This window comes from Streptomyces pathocidini (assembly GCF_001418495.1).
In the GTDB taxonomy this organism is placed as follows: domain Bacteria; phylum Actinomycetota; class Actinomycetes; order Streptomycetales; family Streptomycetaceae; genus Streptomyces; species Streptomyces pathocidini.
In genome coordinates this window covers 1-25,905 of the sequence record NZ_LIQY01000021.1, presented here as the reverse complement: position 1 = coordinate 25,905, position 25,905 = coordinate 1, and the positions used below count along the sequence as shown (strand labels likewise).

Annotated in this window: 21 protein-coding genes and 1 tRNA gene; 15 read left to right on the top strand and 7 right to left on the bottom strand. The window is 67.6% G+C overall.

Features of this window, described 5'->3' with window-relative positions:
• The first annotated feature begins 63 nt into the window (after window positions 1-63).
• The 8 genes from AOK16_RS01390 to AOK16_RS01355 all read left to right on the top strand — a co-directional run bounded on the left by AOK16_RS01390 (window position 64) and on the right by AOK16_RS01355 (window position 10,076).
• The gene (locus tag AOK16_RS01390; protein WP_055470349.1) at window positions 64-1,209 is read left to right on the top strand and encodes an MAB_1171c family putative transporter; all 1,146 of its coding nucleotides are present in this window, start codon (window positions 64-66) and stop codon (window positions 1,207-1,209) included.
• Window positions 1,210-1,839: 630 nt separating this feature from the next.
• Window positions 1,840-2,646, top strand: a complete 807-nt coding sequence (locus tag AOK16_RS26935; RefSeq protein ID WP_157859060.1) for a hypothetical protein — start codon at window positions 1,840-1,842, stop codon at window positions 2,644-2,646.
• Between the two features lie 514 nt (window positions 2,647-3,160).
• Complete coding sequence (locus tag AOK16_RS01380) at window positions 3,161-4,924, top strand: Ig-like domain-containing protein (RefSeq protein ID WP_055470347.1); 1,764 nt, start codon at window positions 3,161-3,163, stop codon at window positions 4,922-4,924.
• Window positions 4,925-5,077: 153 nt separating this feature from the next.
• Window positions 5,078-5,575, top strand: coding sequence for a DUF3060 domain-containing protein (locus AOK16_RS01375; RefSeq protein ID WP_055470346.1), 498 nt, complete (start codon window positions 5,078-5,080; stop codon window positions 5,573-5,575).
• Window positions 5,576-5,596: 21 nt separating this feature from the next.
• A complete protein-coding gene (locus AOK16_RS01370; RefSeq protein WP_079100943.1) occupies window positions 5,597-7,156 on the top strand; it encodes a lipopolysaccharide biosynthesis protein in 1,560 nt (519 codons plus the stop codon).
• Window positions 7,153-8,235, top strand: a complete 1,083-nt coding sequence (locus tag AOK16_RS01365) for a polysaccharide pyruvyl transferase family protein (protein WP_055470344.1) — start codon at window positions 7,153-7,155, stop codon at window positions 8,233-8,235. The genes AOK16_RS01370 and AOK16_RS01365 overlap by 4 nt, the downstream gene beginning before the upstream one ends.
• A 26-nt stretch (window positions 8,236-8,261) precedes the next feature.
• Window positions 8,262-9,158, top strand: a complete 897-nt coding sequence (locus tag AOK16_RS01360; protein WP_157859058.1) for a glycosyltransferase family 2 protein — start codon at window positions 8,262-8,264, stop codon at window positions 9,156-9,158.
• Between the two features lie 36 nt (window positions 9,159-9,194).
• Window positions 9,195-10,076: a glycosyltransferase family 2 protein gene (locus tag AOK16_RS01355; RefSeq protein WP_079100940.1), complete on the top strand. Its 882-nt coding sequence runs from the start codon at window positions 9,195-9,197 to the stop codon at window positions 10,074-10,076.
• A 75-nt stretch (window positions 10,077-10,151) separates the two neighbouring features.
• On the opposite strand, the gene AOK16_RS01350 is transcribed toward AOK16_RS01355, so the two are convergent.
• The 4 genes from AOK16_RS01350 to AOK16_RS01335 form a co-directional block, all read right to left on the bottom strand.
• A complete protein-coding gene (locus AOK16_RS01350) occupies window positions 10,152-11,039 on the bottom strand; it encodes a glycosyltransferase family 2 protein (RefSeq protein ID WP_157859057.1) in 888 nt (295 codons plus the stop codon).
• Entirely contained in the window at window positions 11,012-12,142 is a 1,131-nt protein-coding gene (locus AOK16_RS01345) for a hypothetical protein (RefSeq protein ID WP_157859056.1), read from the bottom strand. Before AOK16_RS01345 ends, AOK16_RS01350 begins: the two co-directional genes overlap by 28 nt.
• Window positions 12,143-12,285: 143 nt before the next feature.
• Window positions 12,286-13,392 carry a glycosyltransferase family 4 protein gene (locus AOK16_RS01340; RefSeq protein WP_055470339.1) on the bottom strand — a complete coding sequence of 369 codons (1,107 nt, stop codon included), beginning with the start codon at window positions 13,390-13,392 and terminating at the stop codon, window positions 12,286-12,288.
• 160 nt (window positions 13,393-13,552) lie between these two features.
• Complete coding sequence (locus AOK16_RS01335; RefSeq protein WP_157859055.1) at window positions 13,553-15,064, bottom strand: sugar transferase; 1,512 nt, start codon at window positions 15,062-15,064, stop codon at window positions 13,553-13,555.
• A gap of 341 nt (window positions 15,065-15,405) precedes the next feature.
• On the opposite strand from AOK16_RS01335, the gene AOK16_RS27860 reads away from it, so the two are divergent.
• The 4 genes from AOK16_RS27860 to AOK16_RS01315 all read left to right on the top strand — a co-directional run bounded on the left by AOK16_RS27860 (window position 15,406) and on the right by AOK16_RS01315 (window position 20,054).
• The gene (locus tag AOK16_RS27860) at window positions 15,406-16,554 is read left to right on the top strand and encodes a glycosyltransferase (RefSeq protein WP_055470337.1); all 1,149 of its coding nucleotides are present in this window, start codon (window positions 15,406-15,408) and stop codon (window positions 16,552-16,554) included.
• On the top strand, window positions 16,541-18,292 hold the full coding sequence (locus AOK16_RS01325) for a tyrosine-protein kinase domain-containing protein (protein ID WP_055470336.1): 1,752 nt from the start codon (window positions 16,541-16,543) through the stop codon (window positions 18,290-18,292). Before AOK16_RS27860 ends, AOK16_RS01325 begins: the two co-directional genes overlap by 14 nt.
• Before the next feature lie 6 nt (window positions 18,293-18,298).
• Entirely contained in the window at window positions 18,299-18,862 is a 564-nt protein-coding gene (locus tag AOK16_RS01320; RefSeq protein WP_055470335.1) for an arsenate reductase/protein-tyrosine-phosphatase family protein, read from the top strand.
• 235 nt (window positions 18,863-19,097) lie between these two features.
• A complete protein-coding gene (locus tag AOK16_RS01315; protein WP_055470334.1) occupies window positions 19,098-20,054 on the top strand; it encodes an LCP family protein in 957 nt (318 codons plus the stop codon).
• A 65-nt stretch (window positions 20,055-20,119) separates the two neighbouring features.
• Here the strand turns inward: AOK16_RS01315 and AOK16_RS01310 are convergent, their stop codons facing one another.
• Window positions 20,120-21,013 (bottom strand): terpene synthase family protein, encoded by an 894-nt coding sequence (locus AOK16_RS01310; protein ID WP_157859054.1) that lies wholly within the window; start codon window positions 21,011-21,013, stop codon window positions 20,120-20,122.
• A gap of 5 nt (window positions 21,014-21,018) precedes the next feature.
• Entirely contained in the window at window positions 21,019-22,341 is a 1,323-nt protein-coding gene (locus AOK16_RS01305) for a cytochrome P450 (protein ID WP_055470332.1), read from the bottom strand.
• A 509-nt stretch (window positions 22,342-22,850) separates the two neighbouring features.
• On the opposite strand from AOK16_RS01305, the gene AOK16_RS25010 reads away from it, so the two are divergent.
• Window positions 22,851-23,840, top strand: coding sequence for an RICIN domain-containing protein (locus AOK16_RS25010; protein ID WP_079100937.1), 990 nt, complete (start codon window positions 22,851-22,853; stop codon window positions 23,838-23,840).
• A gap of 322 nt (window positions 23,841-24,162) precedes the next feature.
• Here the strand turns inward: AOK16_RS25010 and AOK16_RS01300 are convergent.
• A tRNA-Ala gene (locus tag AOK16_RS01300) sits at window positions 24,163-24,235 on the bottom strand.
• A 166-nt stretch (window positions 24,236-24,401) separates the two neighbouring features.
• Between AOK16_RS01300 and AOK16_RS01295 the strand changes: the two genes are divergently transcribed.
• Together AOK16_RS01295 and AOK16_RS01290 are read left to right on the top strand one after the other, a co-directional pair.
• Window positions 24,402-24,950: a helix-turn-helix domain-containing protein gene (locus AOK16_RS01295; RefSeq protein WP_055470331.1), complete on the top strand. Its 549-nt coding sequence runs from the start codon at window positions 24,402-24,404 to the stop codon at window positions 24,948-24,950.
• Window positions 24,951-24,992: 42 nt separating this feature from the next.
• Window positions 24,993-25,905: serine/threonine-protein kinase (locus AOK16_RS01290; RefSeq protein ID WP_157859053.1), on the top strand; the 913-nt coding region annotated here is incomplete at its 3' end.

Here is a 25,905-nt window from a genome sequence, read left to right as displayed (position 1 = left end):
GCCTGGGGGTCTCGGACGGGGTGCTGGGGAACCTGGAGGCGGCGCTGGGGGTCGGCGAGGTGGATGGCCGCTGATCCGCGCGAGCTCGTGGGCGTCGAGGAACTCCTCCTCTTCGGCAAGGCGCTCGAAGCGCTCAGCCTGGCCTGCACCTGGCCCGTGCTGCTGCTGCGCGCCCGGGCCGCCGTGCGCTGCCCCCAGCAGCGGGCGCTGTGGCTCGCGGTGGCGACCTCCGCCGTCGCCATGACGCTGAGCGTGCCCGCCGTGGCCCGGCTGATCGCGCGTACGGCGGGGGCGGGGCAGGTGGCGGACCTCGCGATCAACCTCTCCGGGGTGCTGTCGGCGGCGGCCGTGCTGGACTTCGTCACGGACGCCACCGGCAGGGGCCGCCGGGCCAGAAGGTGGCTCTGGGCCGCGGCCGGGCTGGTCGGGGCGGTGCTGCTCGCGCTCGACCTGGCCGCGCCGCCGCACGGCCGCCACTCGGCGCTCTCCCCGGGTTCGCCGCAGCCCTCCACCGCGTACTGGCTGATCGTCGTCGCCGCCCATCTGACTGCGAACACCGCCTGCCTGCGGGTGTGTTGGCGGTACGCGGGGCGGGGCGAGGCGGCCCGGGTGCTCAGGTCCAGCCTGCGGCTGTTCGGGCTGGGTACGGCGTGCGCGGGCGTGTTCTGGCTCGGCTGCCTGCTGTGCGTGCTGATCCCGAGCGCCTGGTTCGTGCCCGCGGCGCTGCTGCCGACGCTCATGGGGCTGCACGGGCTGCTGAGAGCCGCGGCTCTCGTGGTGCCCGTGCTCCCCGGGCTGCGCCGGACGGTCGCCGACGCCCGGGCGCTGCTGCGGCTGTGGCCGCTGTGGCGCGCCCTGCTGGACGCGGCGCCCCAGGTCGCGCTGACGCCGCCCCGCCCCCGCCTGCTGGAACTCCTCTGGCCGCGCGCCTCCTGGCACTACCTCGTCTACCGCAAGGTCATCGAGATCCGCGACGCGGTCCTGGTGTTGCGGGACTACGCGCCGGAGGCCGACGCCGAGCCTCCGGACCCCGCGGCCATGGCCCGCGCGCTGGCCGGGGCCCGCCGGGCCAAGCTCACCGGCAGGGAGCCGGCCCCGCCGCCGCACCCGGAGTGGCCCCTGCCCGCCGCGGCCGACGACTTCCCTGCCGAGACCGCGTACTGGCTCGCGGTGGCCCGCTCGTACGGCGGGGCCGACTCCGCCGCATAGTCGCCGCGGACGGGGACAACCGCCGGGCCTGCGCGGCTACTTCGCCGAGCCCTCCGCCACCAGGCGCGGCAGGGTCTCGGGGGAAGCGATGCCCGGGAGAGCCCACGCCACGTCGCACAACTTGCACAAGGCCCGCGAGCAGGGGCGAATTGCCCGCGGGCCCCGGCATTCCGGCAGGACGAATCAGCACGGGTACCTGCCGGACAACCGGATCAAGTCATGCGAATTTCCGAGGAGGCGCATGACCGACCGGCCGATTTGTTTCCCACTGCATGTGCTCCTGCGTCGGAGCCCGTGTCGATCAATCCATTCGGGCCGGGGTGCACACAGGAACAAATTTAATAGGCCACCGGCGAAGAAGGGGGAGGTCGAACGTCCACAGTGCGGACCCGATGGATGACAAGCCTGTGTCTCCGGTCAGATACCTGCCCCGGCACCGGCGGGTGACCGTGCGCAGGCCCGGCCGCATTCCCTGCCGCCGTGCGGCCCGGCGCCTCCTCGGAAAATGTCAACTGTCGTCAGAGCTCAATACCTTTATCCAAGTTCAACACCACGGTCAAAGTCATAGCCTCCCCGAAGGGATTACCCAGCAGATGTGAAGACTGGCGAGCCACAAGAAAGGGCATTGTCATGATTCGGACTTCGGGTGCCGCGGTAGCCGCGGGACTCATTCTCACCGGTGCGCTCGGCGGCACCGCCTTCGCCGACGACTCCGGTGGCAATTCAGGGGTCAAAGTAACGGGACACGACCAGAAGGACAGCCTCGGGCGACTACTCCCGGGCTTCACGAGAAGCGTCGTGTCGGTGGATTGCCCGGATGGCGGATACCTGTATTACGGGGGGGTAATTATGACAGGCCTTCCCGACGGGCTTTATCAGTACGGTGACAGCCGTACCGACAGAACGCTGGTCAGCGGCACACCGACCAAGGCGGGGACGTACAAAGTCCACCTCGATATCACATGCATGGGCGGCACGGGTCCCGAAAGAAAGGGCAGCGGTGACTTCACCTGGGTGATCGAGGAGAAGGAAGGCGACTCCGGCATCACTCTCAATGCCTTCAACCAGCATCATAAGGTCGGTGCCTGGGTTGGAAACCTCAATCCAGTCGTAGGTTCCTGCCGCAAGAACAGCCCTGACCACACCCCCAAGTTCACCCTCACCGGTCTGCCTCCCGGCATCGAGGCCAATGAGAAGGGCGGAGTTTGGGGGCAGCCGTCCAAGGCCGGCACCTACACCGTGAAGGTCAATGCGGTGTGCAATGAAGACGACCAGGCCTTCGCCTCCTTCGTCTGGAAGATCGACGACGAGGCCCAGGTTCCCATGTCGGGCGGATCGGTGGCGCTGATCGCAGCCGGTGCGGCCGGCGTAGCGCTGGCCGGCGGCGCGCATCTCCGCCGCCGGAAGAAGGCCGGCGCGGCGACAGCCGCCGCCTAGTACCCCGGCAGTCCGACCCCGCACCTTGGGCTGAGTGCCCCAGGACAGGGGCGACAACTCCGCGCGCGTCCGCCCGGTCAACCTCAACCGATTGCGTCCAGGTTGACCGAGCGGGCGCTGTGTTTTTGGGCGCTTTGGAGCGACCCACACGACTGCCGTCCCCTTCATCCCGTATGTCGGAGAGGTAGACCCTGGAGCAGCCGTGCGGTCGCACTGTCCGCAGGCGAAGGGGGGGGGTTGCGGGCGGCCGAGCGGGGACTCGGCCGCTGGACGAAGTACTACCCGAACTTTCAAACCAAGTCGCCGGATGCCAACCATCGCCGGGGACCCTCCCAGATCAGAGCCGAATAGCGTGAAGAACGCATAAGGGTTCTCCCCCGGCCGAAGGGGCGAGGGCTCCGCGTGTTCTGTGTTCCGCATGCCTTTCGCCGCGGAATTCGTGTGCCGGTTAGGAGAAACAGTGACACAGTTGTCAAGAACCCGTCGTTTGGCATTGGCGGGTCTGAGCACCCTCATGGCCGGAGGGGCCATCGGCGCCTTGGGGGCTCCCTCAGCATTCGCTGAGCAGAAGGTCCAGGAAGGCAATATCGAGACCCTGGGCTTCGCGAACCGCTATGCCACATGGGACAGCGAGTTCCGCTACGACGGCGTGGTGACCGCTCCTGCGGGCCAGGGCATCGCGAGCATCCATTACGACCGGCGGGGCAACGAAGCCAACCCGGAACAGCGGTCCCTGACCCGGAAGAATCGCGGCCAGGGCGGCTGGGATGACGAGTACGAGGTCATCGACAGCCGGACCGTAGGCGGCAAGAACAAGATCACGTTCACCGCCCGCGGCGACTCCTTCACCGACACTGTCGACTGCAAGGAGACCAACGGCAGGAAGTACCGGACCACGATCTGGGTGACCCTGACGGACGGCACGGTCCAGGTGGTCAAGCCCGAGGCCGAGGTCATGAGGCCGGATCGGTGCGGTGACCAGATCAACACGGGCAAGCCGTTCGTCCGCCTGCCCTATGACAGGGCCTACTGGAACGAAGAGCCCCGCAACAGCCAGGCCGGTTTCGGCTACTACGCCGAGGACGGCTACGTCCCCGCGCGCAAGTTCTTCGTCGATCTGGTCAACCCGCGTCAGGGCGTTTCCAACGTCTCCTGCAACCAGAGTGGCGAGGTCTACTGGCAGCTGGTTCGGCCGGACGGAACTCCGGCGGATCTGACGCCTCAGCCGCAGCGGCTGGCTGTTCCGGGACACGCCGATGCGAGCAAGAACAAGGACCGGATCAGGGATGTCGGCCCGCTCGACCTGAGCAAGGAGAAGGCGGGCTACTACAAGTTCCTCGTCTGGCCGCAGGCTTCGGGTGGCGCGTGTGAGCAGCCGTACAACAAGAACGACCAGTCCAAGGCCTTCCAGATCGGCAGTGTCTACAACAAGATCGGCGATGCGGCCGAGCAGCCGGACGCCGCTCCGGCACCGGTGATCATCAAGCCTGCGGCGGGTTCGACCGTGGGGCCGAAGGTGAAGTTCGAGGGCACCGCGTCCTATGACAAGGACGTCCGGAAGGTCAAGCTGACCGACAAGGGCAGCGGTGCGGAGCTCGGTACCGCCAATGTCAACTCCCAGGGCGGTACGTGGTCCTTGGAGCGTGACCTCGCGGCGGGCAACCACACGGTGACCGCCACCAACGTCTCCTCGGACAACAAGACCGGCGTCTCCAGCGAGGTGTCGTTCAAGGTCAGTGCCGAGACCAAGAAGGTCTCGATCACCACTCCGAGCAACAACTCGACCGTGAACACCCCGAGGGTCAAGTTCACCGGCACCGGTGAGCCCGGCACCAAGGTCCTGGTCAAGGGCCACGTCAGGGATCTCTGCGACTCCCCGGTGGACGCGGCCGGCAACTGGAGCTGCACCTCGTTCGTCGAGCTGCCCACGGGCGACTACGCGATCATCGCTGACGACGGCAAGACCCGGGACACGGTGAGGTTCCGCCTGGAGAGCCCGGGCATCGAGCCCGTCGCGGTGTCGATCACCAGCCCGGCCGAGAACTCGACCGTGAACACCCCGAAGGTCACGTTCCGCGGCGAGGGAGCACCCGGCGCCAAGGTCGAGGTCAAGGGCAACTCCGGCCGGGTCGTGTGCGACGCCACCGTGGCCGACGCCGGCACGTGGAGCTGCACGTCGGGCTTCGCCCTGCCGGTGGGTGACTACGAGATGACGGCAGAGCAGCTCGCACACAGCGCGATCACCAAGGACAAGGTGAAGTTCCGCCAGGTGAGCTAGGGCACCAACGCCTGACGCACCGCACCGCCTGACCCGTGTTCAACTCGGCAACGGCATTCCAGGAACACATGGAGCAGATAGGGCCGGCCCCCGGAAATGATCTCTCTGGGGCCGGCCCTGTCACTCAAGAACCCCACAACAGGAGCTCCCAGCATGGACAGGAAAACCACCGCCAAGTTCACGGTCCTGGCTGCGACAGGACTTCTCGCCGTAGCCCTGACCGCGTGCGGCAACGGGTCTTCGAACGACAAGGCCGACTCCTCGTCGAGCCCCAGCACGACCGCCTCCACCAGCGCCGACAAGGAGAGCCAAGGGGAGGAAAAGGGAAGCGACGGGAAGAAGCAGTCGTCCGAGACCGAAAACCAGATCCCCAAGGTCTCGGCCCAGTGCTCCGGCGGCAAGGCTGTTGTCAAGGACAGCAATTCCAAGGTCACCATCTCCGGTGACTGCGCCTCTGTCGAGGTCAACGCGTCCAACAGCATTGTCGAGGTCAAGGGCGCTGTCGAGAAGGTCTCGATCAACGGTGCGATCAACTCCTTTACGGCCGCGACCATCAAGACGGTGACCCTCAACGGCAATGCCAACGACATCAGTTCCGGAAACAAGCCCGCTGTCAAGGACAACGGACAGCAGAACCAGATCAACAAGTAGCTTCCGGACCGAGATCAGTCAGTGACGGCCACCCTCCCTCCCTCCGCCGCCCGGTCCACGGCTCGGCCCGAACCGGCGAAGCGCCGCCGGGCCGAGACGGATTGGCATGCCTCCGGTCGCCTCGCGTCCGCCGCGGCGCGCGGAGGTCTCGTGACGGCGCTGGGCACCTGGGCGCGGTGCGCCGTGCAGCTCGTCACCGTGATCGGGGTGACCCGCGCCCTCGGGCCGTCCCAGTACGGATTCGCGGCCGTTGTCATCGTCTACAACGCCGGCACGGAACTGCTCCGCGGTTCCGGACTCGCCTCCGCGGTGATCCAGCGCAAGCGCGTCCCCCACGGCAGTGCGTCCACCGTCCACTATCTGAACTGCGCCCTCGGTGTTCTCCTGACCGCCGTGCTGATGGCCGCGGCCCCCGCCATCAGCACGGTCTTCGGCATGGGGCACGCCACGCGGGACGTGGCGCTGCTCGCCCTCGTCTTTCTGCTCGCCGGGCCCGCGGCGGTACCGGCGGCGCTGCTGGCCCGCAATCTGGCCTTCGGACGGCTGGCGGCCGTCGAGTTCACCGCGGTGGTCGCCAGCTGTGGCACAGCGCTGGCGCTCGCGGCGGGCGGAGCGGGATCGTCCGCGCTCGTCGCCCAGGCGCTCGTCGCCTCGGCCCTGTCCTGCGTGGGGACGCTGCTCGTGTGCCCGTGGCGGCCCGGGCGGCCCGCCCCCTGGCGTACGGTGCGCGGATACGCGGCTTTCGGCGCCAATGTCGCCGGTGTCCAGGCCCTCAACCTCCTCACCCGGAGTGTCGACAAGGCGCTGGTGGGCGGCTTCTTCGGGCCCGTGTCCGCGGCCCTGTACACCCAGGCCGGCCAGCTGCTGATTCTGCCCCTTGAGCAGGTGGCCACCCCCATGCAACGGGTCGCAGTGCCCGCGCTGAGCAGGGTGTACGGCAACCGCGACGCGTTCCGCCACTGCTATCGCACGCTGGTGTCGCTGGTCGGATACATCCTGTGGCCGATGTTCATCACCCTGGCCGTGCTGGCCGACGCGATCGTCGAGACGCTCTTCGGCAGCGAGTGGGCAGCAGCAGCCGAGCTGTTCCGCATCCTCGTCATCGCGGGCGTGGCCCAGGTGCTCGGCCATGTCACCGCATGGGTGTTCGTCGCCAGCGGTCAGGTCAGGCGGCAGACACTGTGGGCGGTGGCGACCCGGCCACTGGTCATCGGCTCCTTCTTCATCGGCATCCCGTGGGGCGTACGAGGCATGGCGCTCTCGTACGCCCTCGCCTCCCTCGCCATGGTCCTGCCCGGTTTTCTCGTCGTGCGCCGGAGAGCCGGTCTGGCCGTCACCGATCTCCTGCGAGCGGTTCTCCGACCCGCTCTCCTCAGCACCGCCGTGGGCATCGTGCTCCTGGCCACCGTGGCGCTGGTCGACCCCCGGCAAGGCTGGCCGGCTCTGCTCGGCTGCGCCGCGACCGCGGTCCTGACAGCGGTCGGGCTCACCCTGGCCATTCCGTCCGTGCGCGCCGAACTGGCCGGTTTTATCGGCCTGTTGCGGCGCGCCCCAGTCCCCGCAGAGAAAGTCCCCTCATGAGCAAGCGGCGCCGCATCATCTACCTCGGCTGGCAGGGATACCACAACTTCGGTGACGACCTGATCCACCAGACGTGGCGGACGGCACTCGCCGACCCCCTCGACATCGAGGCACCCCTGGCCCCGCTCGCCGACTCGGGAAGGGTGGCGCTGCGGACTCTTGGGCACCGGTTGCGGCTCGCGGGAACCGAGCGGATCGTGCTGCTCGGCGGTGGTACCGCCCTGGGCTTCGACATCTGGGGCGAGCATGCGCAGCGCGCGCTCTCGCTCTACCGGGCGGACAGCCTCGTCATCGCCGGAGCCGGCGCCCCTGCCTCACACGACGGCTTCGCGCTCGGCCTCTTCCCCGCCAACTGGGCACGGTGGCAGGGCATAAGCGATGTGGCACTGCTCGGTGTCCGTGGCCCGCTGAGTCGGGACGAGTGCGCCACGCACTGGCGGGACACCACCGTCATCGGCGATCCGGCCCTGCTCTATCCGCGGCTGATGCCGCTCCGCCCGGCGCCCAGGGAACGGCACATCATCGGCGTCTGCCTCGGAGCCGCACCAGCCAGCCGCTTCGACACCGCCACGGTGGTCGAGGCCGTCCGGTCCTACCGGTCCACGCACCCGGACTCGACGGTGCGTGTCCTGCAGCTGGCGGACACGGACGCCGAAGTGAGCCGGACGCTTGCTGAGCAACTGCAGGCAGAGGTCGTGGTGTTCCGCGACGGAGTCCAGAGCATGATGGAGTCCATCGCCGACTGCTCGATCCTCCTCTCCGAGAGGCTGCACGGCACCATTGCGGCCGTCGCCTGCGGCGTACCGGCCGTTCCGCTGTCGTACGCGACCAAGTGCGATGACTTCTGGCTGAGCGTGACCGGTGAGCTCCCCCTGCTGACGCCCGGCACGACGCGAGACCAGATCCTGGCCGAACTCCACCGCGCCACCGACCCGGTACGGCTCGCCGAGACAGCCGGACGGGTGGAGAGGCTCCAGGAGCGGCTTCTTGCGGCGGTCGCCGCCCTGCGCCATTGGCAGAACGGCGAGATCAGCACTCAGCAGCTTTCCGCCCCGGACTCGGCAAAGGCCCTCCGATGACTCCCGTATCCCCTCGGGTTCCGTCCGTGGCAGTGGTCATCCCCTACGGCGGCGGCCTCGACGACCTACGGGAACAACTCACCGCACTGGCCGAACAGACCTGGCCCCACCCCTACGAAGTGGTCATCAGCGTCAACCGCGGCCAACCCACCCCCGTACACAACCTCGCACGCCACATCCTCCCGGACCACGTGACACTCACCATCGCCGACTCCACCAGGCGACCGGGACCGAGCCATGCCCGCAATGTGGGCTGGCGGCACACCACCGCAGACCTCATCCTCTTCTGCGACACCGACGACGTGGTCCACCCCGCATGGCTCACCACCATGACCCACACCCTCACAGAAGCCCGAATCGCCAGCGGAACACTCGAATACCGCAAACTCAACCCACCCTGGAAAGCAGACCTGTTCGGTACCGGCGCCTACAGCCAGCCCGTGCGCTTCCACCACCTGCCGTTCGGTCCGAGTTGCAATCTCGGGTTGCGTCGCGAACTCCTGGAACGGCTCGGCGGGTTCAGCGAGGACCTTCCCTGTGCCGAGGACACGGACCTGTGCTGGCGAGCGGCGTATGCGGGAGCACCCATCGCCTTCGCGCCGTCAGCGGTCGTGCACTACCGGCTGCGCTCGACCAGCCGTGCCCTGTTCGGCCAGTACTTCCGGTACAGCCGCTATGACGTCCGCCTGTACCGTGCGCACCGGTCGCACGGTGCCCGGGTGCACGGCGCCGAGATTCTGCGGGAGCTGGCGGTGGCCGGAAAGGCACTCCTGAACGCACCCCGCGGCCGCAGGCACAGGGCCCGGTGCGCCATCAGTTGGGGCACCGTCCTCGGCGGGCTCCTCGGTCTGCTCACGCAGGGGCCCCGGGCTCGGAAACGGCCCGCTCCCAGCCCGACCGCTTCGCCCACCGGACCCGTATGAAACCGCTCAACCTCTCAAAGCAGCACGGAGCCAGACATGACAGAGACAACCCCTCGGGTTCCGTCCGTGGCAGTGGTCATCCCCTACGGCGGCGGCCTCGACGACCTACGGGAACAACTCACCGCACTGGCCGAACAGACCTGGCCCCACCCCTACGAAGTGGTCATCAGCGTCAACCGCGGCCAACCCACCCCCGTACACAACCTCGCACGCCACATCCTCCCGGACCACGTGACACTCACCATCGCCGATGCCACCGACCGCCCGGGGTGCGGCCATGCCCGCAATGTGGGCTGGCGGCACACCACCGCAGACCTCATCCTCTTCTGCGACACCGACGACGTGGTCCACCCCGCATGGCTCACCACCATGACCCACACCCTCACAGAAGCCCGAATCGCCAGCGGAACACTCGAATACCGCAAACTCAACCCACCCTGGAAAGCAGACCTGTTCGACGTGTTCGTCGACGGACTGCCGGTGCGCTTCCGTCACCTGCCCTACGGGGCCGGCGGCAACTGCGGCATACGCCGCGATCTCCTCGCGGAGCTTGGGGGCTTCGACGAACGCCTGCCCTACACCGAAGACGTGGATCTCTACTGGCGAGCCGCTTATGCGGGCGCTGCCACCGCCTACGCCGCCGATGCCGTGGTCCATGTACGGCTGCGCGGGTCCCAGCGGGACCTGTTCCGCCAGCGCTACCGGTACGGCCGGGACGACATCCCGCTGTACCAGGCGCACCAGCCGCACGGCGCCCGGGTGACCGCGACGGACATGGCGCGAGAACTGGCCGCTGCGGTGAAGTCGCTCGTCACCGCCCCCCTGGGAGCTCGGCAGCGTACGCGCTGTGCGATGCGCTGGGGCACTCTGCTGGGTTCGGCACACGGCCTTCTGGAGAAGCGGCCGCGCGCGATGTGAGATGCCGCGCACGCGGAGGACGGTGAGGCGCGCGGGGCCGGCCGGTGCTCCGAACTGATCCCGGTTCCCGTGGTGTTACCGGGGCTTCAGCGGCCGTACGAAACCGGACACCCGTCCAGCCAGCTGATCCCATTGGTGCGCCGCCCCGGGGCGGTCCCCGCGCGCGGCCGCAACGCCCAGTCCTGCACAGGAGCGCGCCACCCAGTAGCCGAAGTCGGTGAACTGGCCGTGCCTGCGCAGGACCCGGCCGAAGCCCCGGTTGTATGCGCGCACCTTGCTCCGGACGGCGGCGGTCCGGGCATCCCGCCACTCATCCTGGTGGACCGAGAGATCCGGCTGGTACGCGAGGGTGAAGCCGTGTCGGATGAACCGGGTTACGTAGTCGGTCTCTTCGCCCGCGCCGAACGGGGTGCCGGCGCCCGCGCCGAGTTCCTCGTCAAAAAGGCCGGTGGCACGCACCGCGGCGGAGCGCAGGAACAGTGTCGAGCTGTTGACCGTTCGGGGCACGAGTCGGGGAGTCACCAGCGCGGGCCGGTCCAGCCAGCGCAAGTGGCTCGGTTCACCGGACGCGGTCGTCTGCCGAACCGACAAGCCGTCCAGCGGTGTTCCGGGGCGGCCTGAGCCTGCCGGCTGTGCAGCGTCCAGTCGCCGCACCACCTCGGCGAGCAGCCCGGGCTCGTACCAGCAGTCGTCGTCCGGGAAGGCGATGATGTCACCGCGCAACTGGCGCATTCCGGTGTTCCTGCCACGGCTGAGCCCGCGGATCACCGGCTCATGAAGGTACTCGGCACACCCCTGCTCCAGCCAGGGCTCGAGCAGCGGACGGGACACCTGGCTTTCCGCCTGCTCGACGAGGGTGATGAAGACGGGGACGCTCTGCCGGGTCAGACTCTCCAACAGCCGCGACAGCGACTGCGGCCTGCCGATGGTGCTCATCACCAGGTGGACGGTTGCGTGCGACAACGCTTCTCCTTGTTGAACCAGGCGATCAGTTGCAGGGCAAGGCCGCAGTACACGATGAAGAACACGGCGATCCACAGGTCGCTGCGGCCCATGATCATGAGATAGGCGACGGCCATGATGGTCACCAGCGGCATCCTCCGCCCGGCCGCGAGTGCGAGCAGCAGCACCGAGTTCACCATCAGCGCGAGCTTCAGCACGAACGGCAGCGGGCCGGAGACTGTCGCCGCCTCGGCGAACACGTTCCCGCCCACCCCGATCTCCGGGCCGACACCCGTGTTGTAGAAGGCTTCGGCGAGGTTGGGCGGCTGGCTCAGCCGCAGCGGACCGGGCAGCAAGTACTGCACGCGCTCGAAGAAGTCGCCGGCGAAATCCGGCGACAACATCCTCATCTCCAGCGCGAAATGCATGTGCTGCGGCAGCACGAACTCGTGTAGGGAGTCAAGAATGTCACCGGTCGTCAGAGCGGGTGCCACGAACAAGACCGCCACTCCGGCGCAAATGGCCGCGACCTGCCGCCCGGCCAGTTCCGGAAACAGGAGGAGAGCGATCGCCACCAGGACCAGAAGGATCTCCTTCCGGCTGCCCGACAGCAGATACGGGGTCCAGCAGAAGGCGACGGCACCGACCAGCGGCCAGCGCGGGCGGAGCGTACGCAGGGACGCGATGACCGCGATGGTGGCCACAATCACCAGCACCTGGACGTTGTGGTCGAGCCCCAGGAGCAGTTCTCTGGCGTACTCGCGCCGGGAGCCTTCGAGCACAGCGCCCAGGCCGATCCGCATCACCTTGAGCCAGTCCACCAGACCCACGCCCAGCAGGAGGATCAGCGAACAGGCGCGTACCGCAGGGCGGTTCAACCCGCCCATGAGACCGGCGCGCGCCTGGCGCGCGGCGGCGACGGTCGCCAGATGGATCCGGGCCGCTCCGAAGAGGACCTCCATCAGCGCATAGGCGGCGATCACCGCCCGCACGTCCCGGTTCGTGACCGCGGTCACCACGTCCATGTCCGGGTAGGGCGCGTACCAGTGGTCGCCGTACGCCGCCACCGCCCACGCACAGGACGAGTAGAGCGTGAGCATGAGGAAGGGCAGGCCGGCGACCACCGTGCGCCGGTTGCACAGTTGAGGCAGCAGCACAGCCGCCCACAGTGCGAGGAGCACGGGGACGCCGAAGTCCCCGCCCACCACGACGAGAGCAATGGCCGCGGCCGCCGACCAGCATCGACGTACCGCGTCGAAAGAGGAGCTCACGTCCGGCGCACCGGTCCCGCGGCCCGGACGAGCACGTTCTCGATTCCGGCGACGATGGGCCCGGACGCGTACCGGGACGCCGTCCGCCGAGCGGCGTGGGCCAGCATCTGACGTAGGGGGGCATCGTGCACCAGCTGCTGCAGCGCGCCGACGAGTCCCTCCACGTCACCCGTGGGATACAGCAGTCCGTCGGTCCCCGACGTGATGATCTCGGCGGGTCCGCCTGCGGCGGGGGCGATCACGGGGGTTCCCACCGCCATGCTCTCCACGATCACCTGGCCGAACGGCTCCGGGGAGATGCTCGTGTGGAGCGTCAGATCCCACGAGGCCATGTGGCGTGGGAGGTTCCTGACGTGGCCCAGGAACACGACCTGGTCCGCAACGCCGAGTTCTCGGGCCAGGGCGGTCAGCTCCGTGGCGTACGGGCGGTCGGTGTCGAAAAGCGCCGCACCCGCCACCTGCAGCCGGGAACCAGGGGGCAGGTCGGGCGCAATGCGGGCGAAGGCCGCCAGGGCGAGGTGCTGCCCCTTCCACGGCGCCAGCCGCCCCGCCACACCGAGCGACAGCGGCGCCTGGCGGCCGGCGCGTGTCGTCCCGGATGAGGAGTCCGTGCAGGCCGTGAACGGGGTGGCGGTGAACAGTTCGTCAGAAACCGGGCAGGGGATCACCGTACGGCGCCGACCGTTCGGGACGGTGGCCAGTGTGGTGCCGGAGTTCGCGATGACAGCCCTGGCGCTGCGGGCTGCCGACCTGAGCAGAAGCGAGCCGAAACGGCTTGCGGGGGGTGCGGACATGAGGTCATGAGCGTGCAGAACGTGCGGCACACGGGCCAGCCGGGCCGCGAGGGCGCCATAGAGGTGCGCCTTGGCCGAATGGGTGTACACGACGTCCGCGTGGTGCGCGTCGATACGCCGGCACAGCTCACGCAGGTAACGCGGCACGGTCCCGGCCGAGCCGAGCGCCTGGGCCACCGGGCTCGACATCGTGCAGCCGCGCAGACCGTCGGGGACGCGGCAGACCTCCACCTCGACCCCGGCCCGTTCCAACTCGGTGCGCAGCGGACCGCCCTCGCCCAGGAGGACGACCGGGCGCACCGCGGTCATCAAGGGCGCGACTCTGGCAAGGAACAGCTCAGCGCCCGACAGTTGAGCGCTGTGCGTCATGAACAGCGCGACAGGCCGGGATGCGCCTGCCGCCGCCCTCGGCGCCGGCCCTGTTGTGCTCGGCGCTGGTCCTGGCGCCGGCCCTGTTGTGCCGGGCATCTCAGTACGCGCCTTTGGCTCGTACGACAGCCGGCACCGTGCGCGCCAGAATGGTGAGGTCGCGAGCCAGGGACCAGTTCTGCACATAGTCGAGATCCAGGCGCACGCTCTGCTCCCAGCTCAGCTCCGACCGCCCGCTGACCTGCCAGAGCCCGGTCATTCCGGGCTTGACCAGCAGGCGGCGGTGGGTGTGCCCGACGTATTCGGCGGCCTCATGGGGCAGCGGAGGGCGCGGGCCGACGAGGCTCATCTCCCCCCGGAGGACATTCCACAACTGCGGGAGCTCGTCCAGGGAGTACTTGCGGAGCAGGCGACCGATGCGGGTGACCCGGGGGTCGTGTTCCATCTTGAACAGCGGTCCCGCCCCCTCGTTGAGCTCTTGCAGCAGCGGCAAGCGCGCCTCGGCGTCCACAGCCATGGTGCGCAGCTTGAGTACGTCGAAGGCGCGGCCGTTGGCACCGATCCGGGTCTGACGGAAGAAAGCCGGACCGCTGTCCCGCCGGATGAGCAGGGCCAGCACGGCAAGGAGAGGGCCGAAGAGGAGCAGCCCTGCCGCGGCGCCGACGATGTCCATGCATCGCTTGGCGGCCAGGGGCGCGCTGTCGAGCCGCGGGGCACGGATATGGGCAAGCGGCATTCCCTCGACGGCTCGCAGGTGAACGCGGTTACTCGATATGCCGGTGAGCAGCGGGGCCACGATCAGGTCGATGGCGTGGTCGCTGAGAGCCCAGCTCAGATCCTGCGCGCCGTCATGCCCGTCCGGGAGGGCGCCGACGAAGATCACCGCATCCGCCCGGGAGGCGGCAGCGGTCGCCACCGCCTGCTCAGGCGCGCAGAGAACAGGTAGAGCCTCGCCGTTGGCGAGAAGGAAGCGCTGCCCGGGCGGGGCATCCCGGAGCGCCACACCGATCACCGAGCAGCCAGCGGTGGCGTCACTGGCCAACTGCTCAATGGCGTAGCGGGCTTCGGATGGGGAACCGACGAGCAGGCATCGAGTCAGGGCCGCACCCCTCCTGCGGTCCGGACGCAGCAGAACAGCACGCCAGAAGATCCGGCTGACCACCAGCAGTACGGAACTCGCGAGCGCGACGGCCCCGACGGCCGTATGGGTCAAAGGCATGAACCCGGACAGCAGGAAGACGAAAGAGACGCAGGTGAATGCCTGTACCGTGCTCTTGGCCACCCGGCGCAACTCGGCCGTTCCGGCGCCGAACACCCTGTGGTCCCGGCTGCCGTTGAGCTCGAGAAGCAGCTGCCAGACGCAGGCCACCGCGACACAGAGAACCACCCCGCGCACCGGTACGGCACCTTGGAACGCGGCACGTGCTTCGGCAGCCAGTGCCGTAGCCGGGGCAATCGTGACGATGGCGGCATCGGAGATCAGCAACACGCTGCGGTACCGCCGACTCGTCCACCTGCGTGCCACGGTGGCCGGGGGCGGCGCTCCGGGCCCTACGGGAAGCAGATCGCGGCCATTCTCCGTGAAGGCGGGCGATGCGGGCTGCTGGTCCATGACCATGGTACGAATGCGCCTCACGTTCGTGCACTGGTGAACCATTTTCAGTCGTTCCAGGTTTTCCTGCCGTAAGCCGCAGATAAGCAATGAAAAGTCGACACTTGCATTCGATGGTTGACAACAGAGCCGCCGAAGGGCGGCAACAGAATCATCGAATCCCCGGTCGCTGGCAGCCGAAATACGACCCCGAATCACCCCTTTCTCGATAGACCTTTGCCGACACCGGATCCGCCCAGCCACTCCTTTGACAATCCTCGCGTCAGGGTGTGAACATCCTGTGCAGTTGAACGCTGTCCCTACTGGCGAGACCAGCGCGATTCAACTGACCGGGAGAGAGAATGCCAGGACTCATCAATCACGAATGGATCGAACGGAGCGGGGGCGCGGAGCGGGTCCTGGACGCTTTTGTCGACCTGTATCCGGATGCCGAAGTCCTCTGTCTCTGGAATGACGCGCAGGACCGGTATCCGGGAACCATCGTGCGCGAAAGCCTCCTCGCCCGCACACCGCTGCGCGGCCGGAAAGCGGCCGCCCTGCCTCTCATGCCCGCCGTCTGGCGCGGCGTGCGGAACCGTGGCTACGACTGGGTCCTCACCAGCTCCCACCTCTTCGCGCACCACCTGTCCGTGCGCGGCCTGGCAGCAGGCCGCCACTTCGTTTACGCCCACACCCCCGCCCGCTATCTCTGGGCATCCGAACTCGACGGGAGAGGAAGCTCACTTCCGGTACGCGCCGTGTCGCCGATCTTCCGCAGGGTCGACCGCCGACGCGGTCGCGACCTCTTCCATGTGGCCGCGAACAGCGCGTTCGTCCGTGACCGCATACGCCGCGCCTGGGACGTCGACGCCCGTGTCATCCATCCGCCCGTCCGGACCGCGGAGTTGGCGGCCGTCGCCGACTGGGCGGAGACACTCGACGCGACCGGCCGTGCCCTCCTCGACACCCTCCCGGACACCTTTGTCCTCGGCGCCTCGCGATTCGTGCCGTACAAGCGGCTCGACCTGGTGATCCGGGCCGGGAGCGCGGTGGGCCTCCCCGTGGTGATCGCCGGCTGCGGACCCGGGGAGCGGCAGCTGCGGGCGGCCGCGAGCCGCGCCGGCGTCCCCGTACACTTCGTCATCGCCCCCGGCGACGCCCTGCTGCGCGCTCTGATGCAGCGTGCCCTCGTCTATGTCTTCCCGCCCGTGGAGGACTTCGGGATCATGCCCGTCGAGGCGATGGCGCTGGGTACTCCCGTGGTCGTGAACGCCGTGGGCGGAGCCGCCGAATCCACCGTCGAAGGTGTCACCGGGGCCTGGCTCCGCGACGAGACCGACGCATCCCTGCGAGAAGGGGTCGAAGCCGCCACGACCCTTGATCCACAGGCCTGCAGCCGCCATGCCCTGCGCTTCGGACACCACCGCTTCCAGGACGAGATCGCCGACTGGATGGGCACACTCCGCGCGGACAACCGCCCTTCCGAGGAGTTCCTCCATGCCCGGCACTGACAAACCGATGCCCGCCGGCGACGGACGCCCTGCCGCGCTACGCACCTACCTGACCCTGCTGCGGAAGCGGTGGCTCAGCATCTCGCTGTGCGCGGGCCTCGCCTCCGCGGCCGCTGGAGGTCTCGCGCTGACCGAAGCACCGGTCTACGAAGCGCACACTCAGGTGTTCGTGTCGGCCAGCGGGAACGGTGACGTCAACGACCTGGCCCAGGGCAGCAGTTTCACCGAGCGCCGCGTCCAGTCCTACACGGACCTCGTCACGACCTCGCGTGTCCTGAAGCCCGTGTCCGAGAAGCTCAGGGTGTCCACGCCCGAGCTGCGCCAGTGGATCAGCGCCACAGTGCCGACCCGCACGGTCATCATCCAGATCAAGGTCACCCACCATGACTCCAGGCTGGCGGCCAACACGGCCAAGGACGTCGCCAACAGCCTGATCAAGATCGTGGACGAGATCGAGCGGCCGCACGGCAAGGGCGAGACTCCGGTACACCTCAGCGTGGTCGAGTCTCCGGAGCGACCGACGGTTCCGGTGTCTCCGACACCCAAGCGCGATGCGCTGCTCGGGCTGCTCGGAGGCGCGGCGGCGGGCGTGGGACTCGCGGCGTTGCGGGAGCAGCTCAACACCCGTATCCGTACGCAGCACGACCTCGCCGACATCACCGACGTGCCCGTGCTCGGGGTGATAGAACGTGCCGAAGCCGAGGCGGAGAACGTGGTACTGCGCGACGAGGACGCCTTCAGCCCGCGTGCCGAGTGCTACCGACAGCTCCGTACGAACCTGCTGTTCACCGGTCTCGACCAGAAGACCCGGAGCATCACCGTCACCTCCTCCGTGCCCGGTGAGGGCAAGACGACAACGGCGGCCAATCTGGCCGTCATGTGTGCTGAAGGCGGCTCCCGGGTTCTGCTCGTCGATGCCGATCTACGCCGCCCAAAGCTGGCTGAGTACTTGGGCCTCGAGGGAAGTATCGGCCTCACGACGGTCCTCACCGGACGCATCAGCCTGAGTAACGCGGTCCAACCATGGGGCCCGAGCGGCAATATGGGGGTACTGGCTTCCGGCGGGGTCCCGCCGAACCCCAGTGAGCTCCTTGCCTCTGGCGTAATGCGCGACTTCATCAAGGAACTTGAGGACTCCTACGACATCGTCATCTTCGACGCTCCGCCCCTTGTGCCGGTCACCGACCCCGCGGTCCTGGGCACGGCCACCTCTGGTGTCCTGCTCGTGGTCGGCGCCAACGGCCGCTTGCACCGCAACCAGTTCAACACCGCACTCGACCATCTGGAGAGCGTCGGCGCCCGCCTGGTCGGACTGGCTCTCAACGGGGTCAAGCCCAACCGCCGTGCGTACAGCTACCACAGCTACGGCCCGACGGAGCCGGCGGAGACACCTCAGGGGAAGCGTGCCGTACGCCGTAAACCGTCAGGGCGGCACTCGGCCAGGCGCGAGGAACCGGGCGAGGCACATCCCGCTGATGCCTCGGGTGAGTTCTCCGAGCAGCGGGGTCCCGCTCCGGACCCGAGTCCGGGACAACACCGGATGCCGGGACGGCCCGGAGTGCCGGGACAACACCGGATGCCGGGGCGGCCCGGAGTGCCGGGGCAGCCCCGCGTGATGGAGCAGCCCCGCGTGATGGAGCAACCTCGATTGATGGAGCAACCTCGAGTCATGGAGCAGCCCCAAGTGATGGGAAATCCTTTGACATACATCGATAATCTGCGCGCGCCAGGGATGTGACATCAGGTGCACGTACTGTTCGTCTGCACCGGCAACATCTGCCGTTCTCCCTTCGCTGAGCGGCTCATGCGCCATTGGCTCGCCCCGCTCGGCGGGACCCTCACGCTGAGCAGTGCGGGAACCCACGCCGTGCAAGGTGCCGCCATGTCCGCGGGCAGCGCCCGGCTCTTGCGGGAACTGGGAGCCGACGAAGCCGAATTCACCTCCCGCCAGCTCACACCGCAGCTGCTCGCGTCAGTCGACCTGGTCCTCGCCATGGCACTCGAACACCGCCGCAGGGTCGTCGACATGTCGCCGTCGCACCTGCGACGGGCTTTCACCCTGCGCGAACTCGCCCACCTCGCCGGACAGCTGCCCGCTGACGCCTGGCCGTCCTCGGCAGCAGACCGCTGGTACAACATCGCACAGCTCGCCGCCGCGGCCCGCTCGCTCGGCGACCCCCTCTCCCCGGCTGCGTACGACGTGATCGATCCCTACGGGCAAGGCGACGAGGCCTACGTGCACATGGCCCACCAGGTCGTACCGGCGGTGGAGACGCTCGTCGATGTCACCCTGCGCAGGATGCACTAGGCGCAGCGGCTCCGACGGCTACGAAAGGACCCCCGTCACCTGCTTTCAGCCCAGCCAGTCAACTTTCACCGAGCGACGGAGCCACCTCGCGTGTATGAGGGTTGTTGGCGTGGCCCCCGAAACACCAGACCCGCGGTCCGAATCCGGCCGAGCCTTTCCGTCTCCTCTCCACGAGCGCCGGGCACGTCCCGGCTCCCGTTCCCGCCGACGTCGCATACGAAAAGCGCTCGCCATCATGGCGTGCCTGATCGCCCTCGTCGGTACCGGCTTGGCGGCCGTTGTTCTGATCGTCACCCATCGCATCGAATCGCGGGTGACCAAGCTGGAGAACCCGTTCGCCGACCTTCCCAACCGACCCGGCAAGGAGTCGAAGGCGACGAACTTTCTGCTCGTGGGTTCCGACAGTCGCACCTCGGGCGGAAATCCCAAGAAGTGGGCTTTCGGCGCGCAACGAACGGACGCGATTCTCCTGGTGAATATTTCCGGGCGACGCGATTCGGTCAACGTGGTCTCCATCCCGAGAGACAGCTGGGTCGATGTGCCGGGGCATGGCATGAACAAGGTCAACGCGGCCTATTCCTACGGCGGCGCACCGCTCCTCATCCAGACTGTGGAAAAACTGACCAAAGTGCACGTCGATCACCTGATGGTGATGGATTTTGACGGCTTTTCCGCCGTCACCGACAGTCTCGGCGGTGTCACCATAGACGTGGGGACTTCCACCACTTTTACCGGGAAACTCCATGCCGGGAGACAACGTCTAAACGGGTCGCAAGCGCTGTCATACGTGCGCGAGCGGTACGGTCTGCCCAACGGAGATTTCGACCGGGTGAAGCGTCAGCAGAACTGGATGCGTGCGATATTTTCGGAGCTCCTGTCGAAAGGGACGCTACTGAATCCCGTAAAGCTCACGAATTCACTTGAAAAGATCGCCGAAAACGTCGCGGTCGATGAAGGGTTCACCTTCGGAAAGGCCCGGGACCTCGCCTCTGGGCTCCGTGGCATACGGGCAGACGATCTCCGGTTCACCACCGTGCCCGTGACCGGTACCGGAACCAGCAAGGACGGTCAGAGCATCGTCAAGCTGGACAGCAAGAATTCCGGAAAGCTGTTCGAGGCAATGGCGGGTGACTCGATGAACGAGTGGTTCAAGGCCAATCAGGGAGCGTTGCTCGGAAGTAACGTCAACTGAGCTGGCCGCGGCTGGTGTTCGGCGATGCGCCGGGCCGCACTGCCCGCCGATGGGCACGAAAACGCCTACGGCAGTCGGGCGTCGGTCACCCGGTAGAAGGTCACCAGCCAGTCGGCCATCCGTCCCAGGGCGATGGCGGTGCGCAACCCCTTGTCCGTGAGCGGGCGCAGCAGGACATGGCAGTGCTGCAGTTGGCGGTTGATGAGGGTGTCGATGTCCTGCTGGTCGGCTCCCAGGAGCAGCGCGTTGACGCTGCCGCCGTAGTGATGCTCCCGGTCGGCAGTGCGCAGGTCGTTGGCGAGCCGGACGGCGAGCTCCATCGCGTCAACCGCCGGCAGCAGGATGTCGAGGTGGGCGGTCAGGTCCGGTTCGCCGGTGGACATCCACCAGGCCACACAGATCGGGCCGAGCCCGAAACTGTGATGGTGCTGCAGGTAGGTGTCGAGTTCGATGGGCGCCCCGCCCTCGGCGAGGGCGCGGAGCGCTGACCACTCGAAGCACCACGCCCGCATCATGAGGCTGAAGCGCTGGGCCCACAGCGGTGCGAGTGCGGCGTGGAGCCGGCAGTCACTCAGGGAGCTGGTCACGTCGGCGAGGGCGCGTTCGAGCGTATCGGCGGGATCGTGGCCGGCGCCATGTGCGAGGTGGATGCAGCGCTGCGCGAGGGCCGGAACGTCGCGGTACTCAAGGGACGCACGGTCGAAGCGGTCGTCGGCGACCTGCATCCACAGGCCCACCTTCGCCGGTGGCACGAGTTCGTCCGCCGTACTCCACGGTGCGGATGCCGCGAGGGCCAGTGCCGCGGCCTCGGTGACCTGGGGGGCGAAGTCCGGCCCCATCGACTCGGCCCACTCACGCAGTCGGCGCAGCAACTGCACTCCCCGGGCGCTCAGGAGAGCCGAGGAGTCTGCACTGGGCAGCACGATGGGTATCTGCTCGTTCCCGAGACTGCTGGTCATCGGGGTCAGCCCCGCTGTTCCAAGGCCATCGCGACGCCGTCGGGGTGGAGTTCCCCGGATGGGATGGTGCGGGTTCGGCTGCCGTGTGCGGGGCGAAGCCGCCAGTGCGCGCTGATGGTGGCGGTGGCGATCATGAGTTCGGTCATGGCGAACTGGCCGCCCAGGCACTTGTGATGCCCTTCCCCGAAGGGCATGTACACGGCGGGTGCGGGAGTGGTGAGCCAGCGGTCCGGGTCGAAGCGGTGCGGATCGGCGAAAGAATCGGGATTCCGGTTGATGGTGGTGAGGCTGAAGAGAACGTCCACATCCGCAGGCAGCCGGTACCCTCCCAGCTCCACCGGCTGCCGGGTTCGGCGCATCAGCAGATAGATGGGGTGATACAGCCTGAGCACCTCTGCGACCAGGCGCTTGGTGTAGGGAAGCCGGGGAAGGTCAGCGGATGTGACACGACGCCCAGCCAGCACGGTGTCGATCTCCCTGTGCAAGGAGGCCTCTGCGGCCGGGTTTCGTGCAAGCTCGTAGAAGAGCCGCGTCAGGCTGACGGCCACCGGTTCGGTGCCCGTCAGGAGGAAGGTCATGACCTCGTCGGTCAACTGCCGTGCGTCGAGAGGGCGTCCGGTCTCCCCATCGCGGGCGTCGACCAGCAGGGACATCAGGGTGCCATGGCACGCGGGGTCGTGGTCCTGAACAAGGTCATCAGCCAGTTGCCGCAAGTGCTTGCGAGCGCGCGCAAACCGCCGGTGCAGCACAGTGGGCAGACGGTCCAGAGCATCAGCCGGAGACAAGGAGCGCACGAACAGGTTCTGGAAGACGACCGGCATCCACCGGTCGATCACCGCCACCTGGCGCTCCTCCAAGTCCCGGCCGAAAAGGCATGAACCGACGACGAAACACGTCAGCCGGTACATGGCACGGTCGACGCGGATCACCTGGCCGGCCTTCCACGCCCGTGTCATCGCCAACGTCTGCTCTCGGATGGGGTCCACGTAGGAGTTCAGCCGAGCCTGATGGAAGGCGGGCATAGCCAGTCGACGCTGCGCCAGATGGGACGGACCGTCGGTACCGGCGACACCGTTGCCCGTGATGGGCACCAACTTCTCGTAGAGACGACCCTGCCGGTAGGCGTCGGCGTCCGTCACGAGCACCCGGTGAACCAGAGAAGGGGAGTTGACCACGTAGACAGGTCTTCGCCCCAACTGAAGCCGCACCATGGGCCCCAAGGCCGGCAGCGCCTCGAACAGCGCCATGGGATCACGCAACAGCGCCACGGTATGACCCAGGACCGGCACATGACGCGGGGCCACCGGCACGGCTCTATCGACGGGCATCAGCCACTCCTTCAACGATTCCCAGCCCCGTTGCCCATCCACACAGGCACCATTGACAGGGAAGAGAGCTCCACGGCTTCGCTTCCCCCCTCACCTACGGTGCCGACCGAAGCAACAGGCCGGCCAGACGCCTGCCGCAGTTGGTGCGCACACATGACGCAAGCTTGTGAACATGTGAAATCGTAGCGGCCGCGCCGAGTCCTCCTTAGTTGTTGATCACTTAACTTTGCCGATGCCCTTGACAACCAATGGGGAATTGCCGACCTCGCCCCATGGGGAAATATTGACCTCAATGCTCGAACACCGAAGACGACCGCACGGCGAAACGACGAGGTCCGTCAGCAAACTGACGCCCCCTCACTAAGATTCGAGGTGTAGTCCAGGGCCCCACATCGGAACGCCGGCGGGCTAGTGGTTCGATTGCATCGGGCGCGGCGCCGACAAAACGCCTCAAGCAATTGGCCGTTCGAAAACGAGAGCCGCGGGTTCCCATCGAGAGGAAGAAAGTTGTGCTGACCAAGACCGCGAAGGGCGTTCTGGCAAGTGCCACCATTGCATTGATTGCCCTGACCGTCTCCACCGGAGCGGTTGCCACGCCCCCGGTGAAGGCCGATGGCACCCAGACCAAGGCTGATGACATCCAGGCGAAGGCTGATGGCACCGAAGGGCCAGGAAAGCCTTCCACGGTGCTGAACTTCAAGCCAAAGATCAGCGCGGGCGGCTGCAGTTCAATCGTCGGAAAGAAGTATCACGAGATTCGCTGGGATATTCCTCTGAACGGCTACGGCGTGCAGATGGTGATCGAGCGCTACAACTTCCACACCGGCCAGACGAACGGGACACCCAAGCGTTTCAACTCCCCTCAGAACACCTCCGCCCGTACGGTCAGCAACGTGCGAAATTCCACCGATCGGTGGCGGGTGTACTTCGTCGGATATGCCAGCTCGGGCCCTCAGAGTGGTCAGTGGGTGCGAAGTGACTACGCCACCTTTTACTCCGTGGACACCTCCTACGGAAAGTGCGAGACTCGCGTCCTGTCCTCTGGCTCGGGGCGGGGAGAGTGGCCTGTGGCACCACCTGCTCATGCGGTGACATCACCCCGAGTGGGCCAGACGATCTCCATGACGAATGCTTGGAGCCACAAGGCCCCGGACGCTGAGGGTTATGTGAAGCAGAAGTTTCCTTCCGATTCAAATTTTCAGAAGTGGCGCCTGGAAGATGCGGGTAATGGCTCGTTCTTCCTGAGGAACGTTCAGAGAAACGCGTGCCTTGCCGCACATGCGCGACAGGGCAGGGACGTGTTCGTCTATCCCTGCGGAAACGCCCCTGATCAGAAGTGGCGCTTTGAGCCGAAGACGGCCGGAACCCATCGCATTGTCAATGGCCTTGGTCAGCACCTCGACGTCCCCAATTCGGCGGTCACCGACAGCCCCTTGATCACCTGGGGTGACTTCTACAACGAAGCCAACCAGTACTGGTGGGTAACCGACGCGAGCTAAAGGGAAGTCTCGGGGGTCTGCGGACAATTCCCTGGCCCCGGACGAACCCGGCACTCGAAGCCGCAGGCTTTCCGATGCCCGACTGGCCGCCGTCGCCGTGGCCGTGGCCGCCGGGGTGGTGGGCACCCTGGTCTGGATCCTCTGGGTCCCCACCGCGATCGCGGCCGAGGTAGGTGGCCGTTCCATCCTTGTTCGGGCGGGCTTTCACGTAAGCCATGATCCGCACCGCACATCAGAGGCGCGTCGACACGGTGTTGCCGCTATGAACGCAGAGAGCCCCTCTGACGCGCGTCTCCGCACGTCAGAGGGGCTCTCAGGGGTGTGGAGCCTAGGGGAGTCGAACCCCTGACATCTGCCATGCAAAGACAGCGCTCTACCAACTGAGCTAAGGCCCCGGAGGGGGGTGGATGCGGCCCTCACGCTGGAGCAAGGGGGCCGACCGCCGGAGACCAGAGTACCGGGTATTCGTGGAGATCTCGTCAAGGGGGTGAGGGGGTCCCTATCGGCCATCACTCTCCGTAGGATGTCGCGCGAGGTTCGCACCAGCGAAGGGGAGTCGTCATGGATGCCGCACAACAGGAAGCCACCGCCAGAGCCCGGGAGCTGCAGCGCAGCTGGTACGGCGAACCGCTGGGGGCGCTCTTCCGTCGGCTGATAGACGACCTCGGACTGAACCAGGCGCGGCTGGCGGCCGTGCTGGGACTGTCCGCCCCGATGCTGTCGCAGCTGATGAGCGGGCAACGCGCGAAGATCGGCAACCCGGCCGTCGTACAGCGGGTCCAGGCGCTCCAGGAGCTGTCCGGGCAGGTCGCCGACGGCAGCGTCAGCGCCGCCGAGGCGACGAGCCGCATGGAGGAGATCAAGAAGTCCTCCGGCGGTTCGATGCTGAGCACCAACTCCCAGCCCACGCCCAGCTCCGGGGCCCCGACCGTGCGGCGCGTGGTACGCGAGATCCAGTCGCTGCTCCGCTCGGTCGCGTCGGCGGGGGACATCATCGAGGCGGCCGACGCCCTCGCCCCCACCCAGCCCGAACTCGCGGAGTTCCTCCGGGTCTACGGCGCCGGCCGGACCGCGGAGGCGGTGGCCCACTACGAGGCCCACCAGAACTGAACCACCGGGGCTTCCACGGCGACCAGGGGCGGGTGCGGTGCGATGGGTGAGGTGTTCGCGGGCCGGTACGAGCTGATCGACCCGATCGGGCGCGGTGGTTCCGGGGCCGTCTGGCGCGCATGGGACCACCGGCGGAGGCGCTACGTCGCGGCCAAGGTGCTCCGGCACAGCGACGCCCACACCCTGCTCCGGTTCGTCCGCGAGCAGGCCGTGCGGATCGACCACCCCCATGTGCTCGCCCCGGCGAGCTGGGCCGCGGACGACGACAAGGTGCTGTTCACCATGGACGTGGTGCGCGGCGGGTCGCTGGCCCAACTGGTCGCGGACTACGGCCCGCTCCCGCCCCGCCTCGCCTGCACGCTGCTCGACCAGCTCCTGTCCGGCCTCGCCGCCGTGCACGCGGAGGGCGTGATACACCGCGACATCAAGCCCGCCAACCTCCTCCTTGAAGCCACCGGAACCGGGCGGCCGCATCTGCGGCTGTCCGACTTCGGCATCGCCCTCCGCAAAGGCGAGCCCCGGCTCACCGAGACCGACCATGTCGTGGGCACACCCGGTTACCTCGCCCCCGAGCAACTGCTCGGCGCCGAGCCGGACTTCCCCGCGGACCTGTTCGCGGTCGGCCTCATCGGGCTCTATCTCCTCACCGGGTACAAGTCGGACGCCCCGGCCCTCGTACAGCGCTTCACCGCTCAAGGCACCGGTGGCGTCTACGGCGCCGGAGCCCATAGCGCGCCGAACGCCCCCGTCGGCGTACCGGAACCCCTGTGGCAGGTGCTCGCAGGCCTGCTCCAACCGGATCCGCAAGCCCGGTTCCGTACGGCGACCGGTGCGCGCAAGGCGCTCATGGCCGCCGCCCGGCTGCTGCCCGAGCCCTCCCTCGAGGAGGAAGCGGTCGAGGTCTTCGACCAGTTGGGCCCCCTGCCCGTTGGTTTCGGCCCCAACGGTCCGGTCC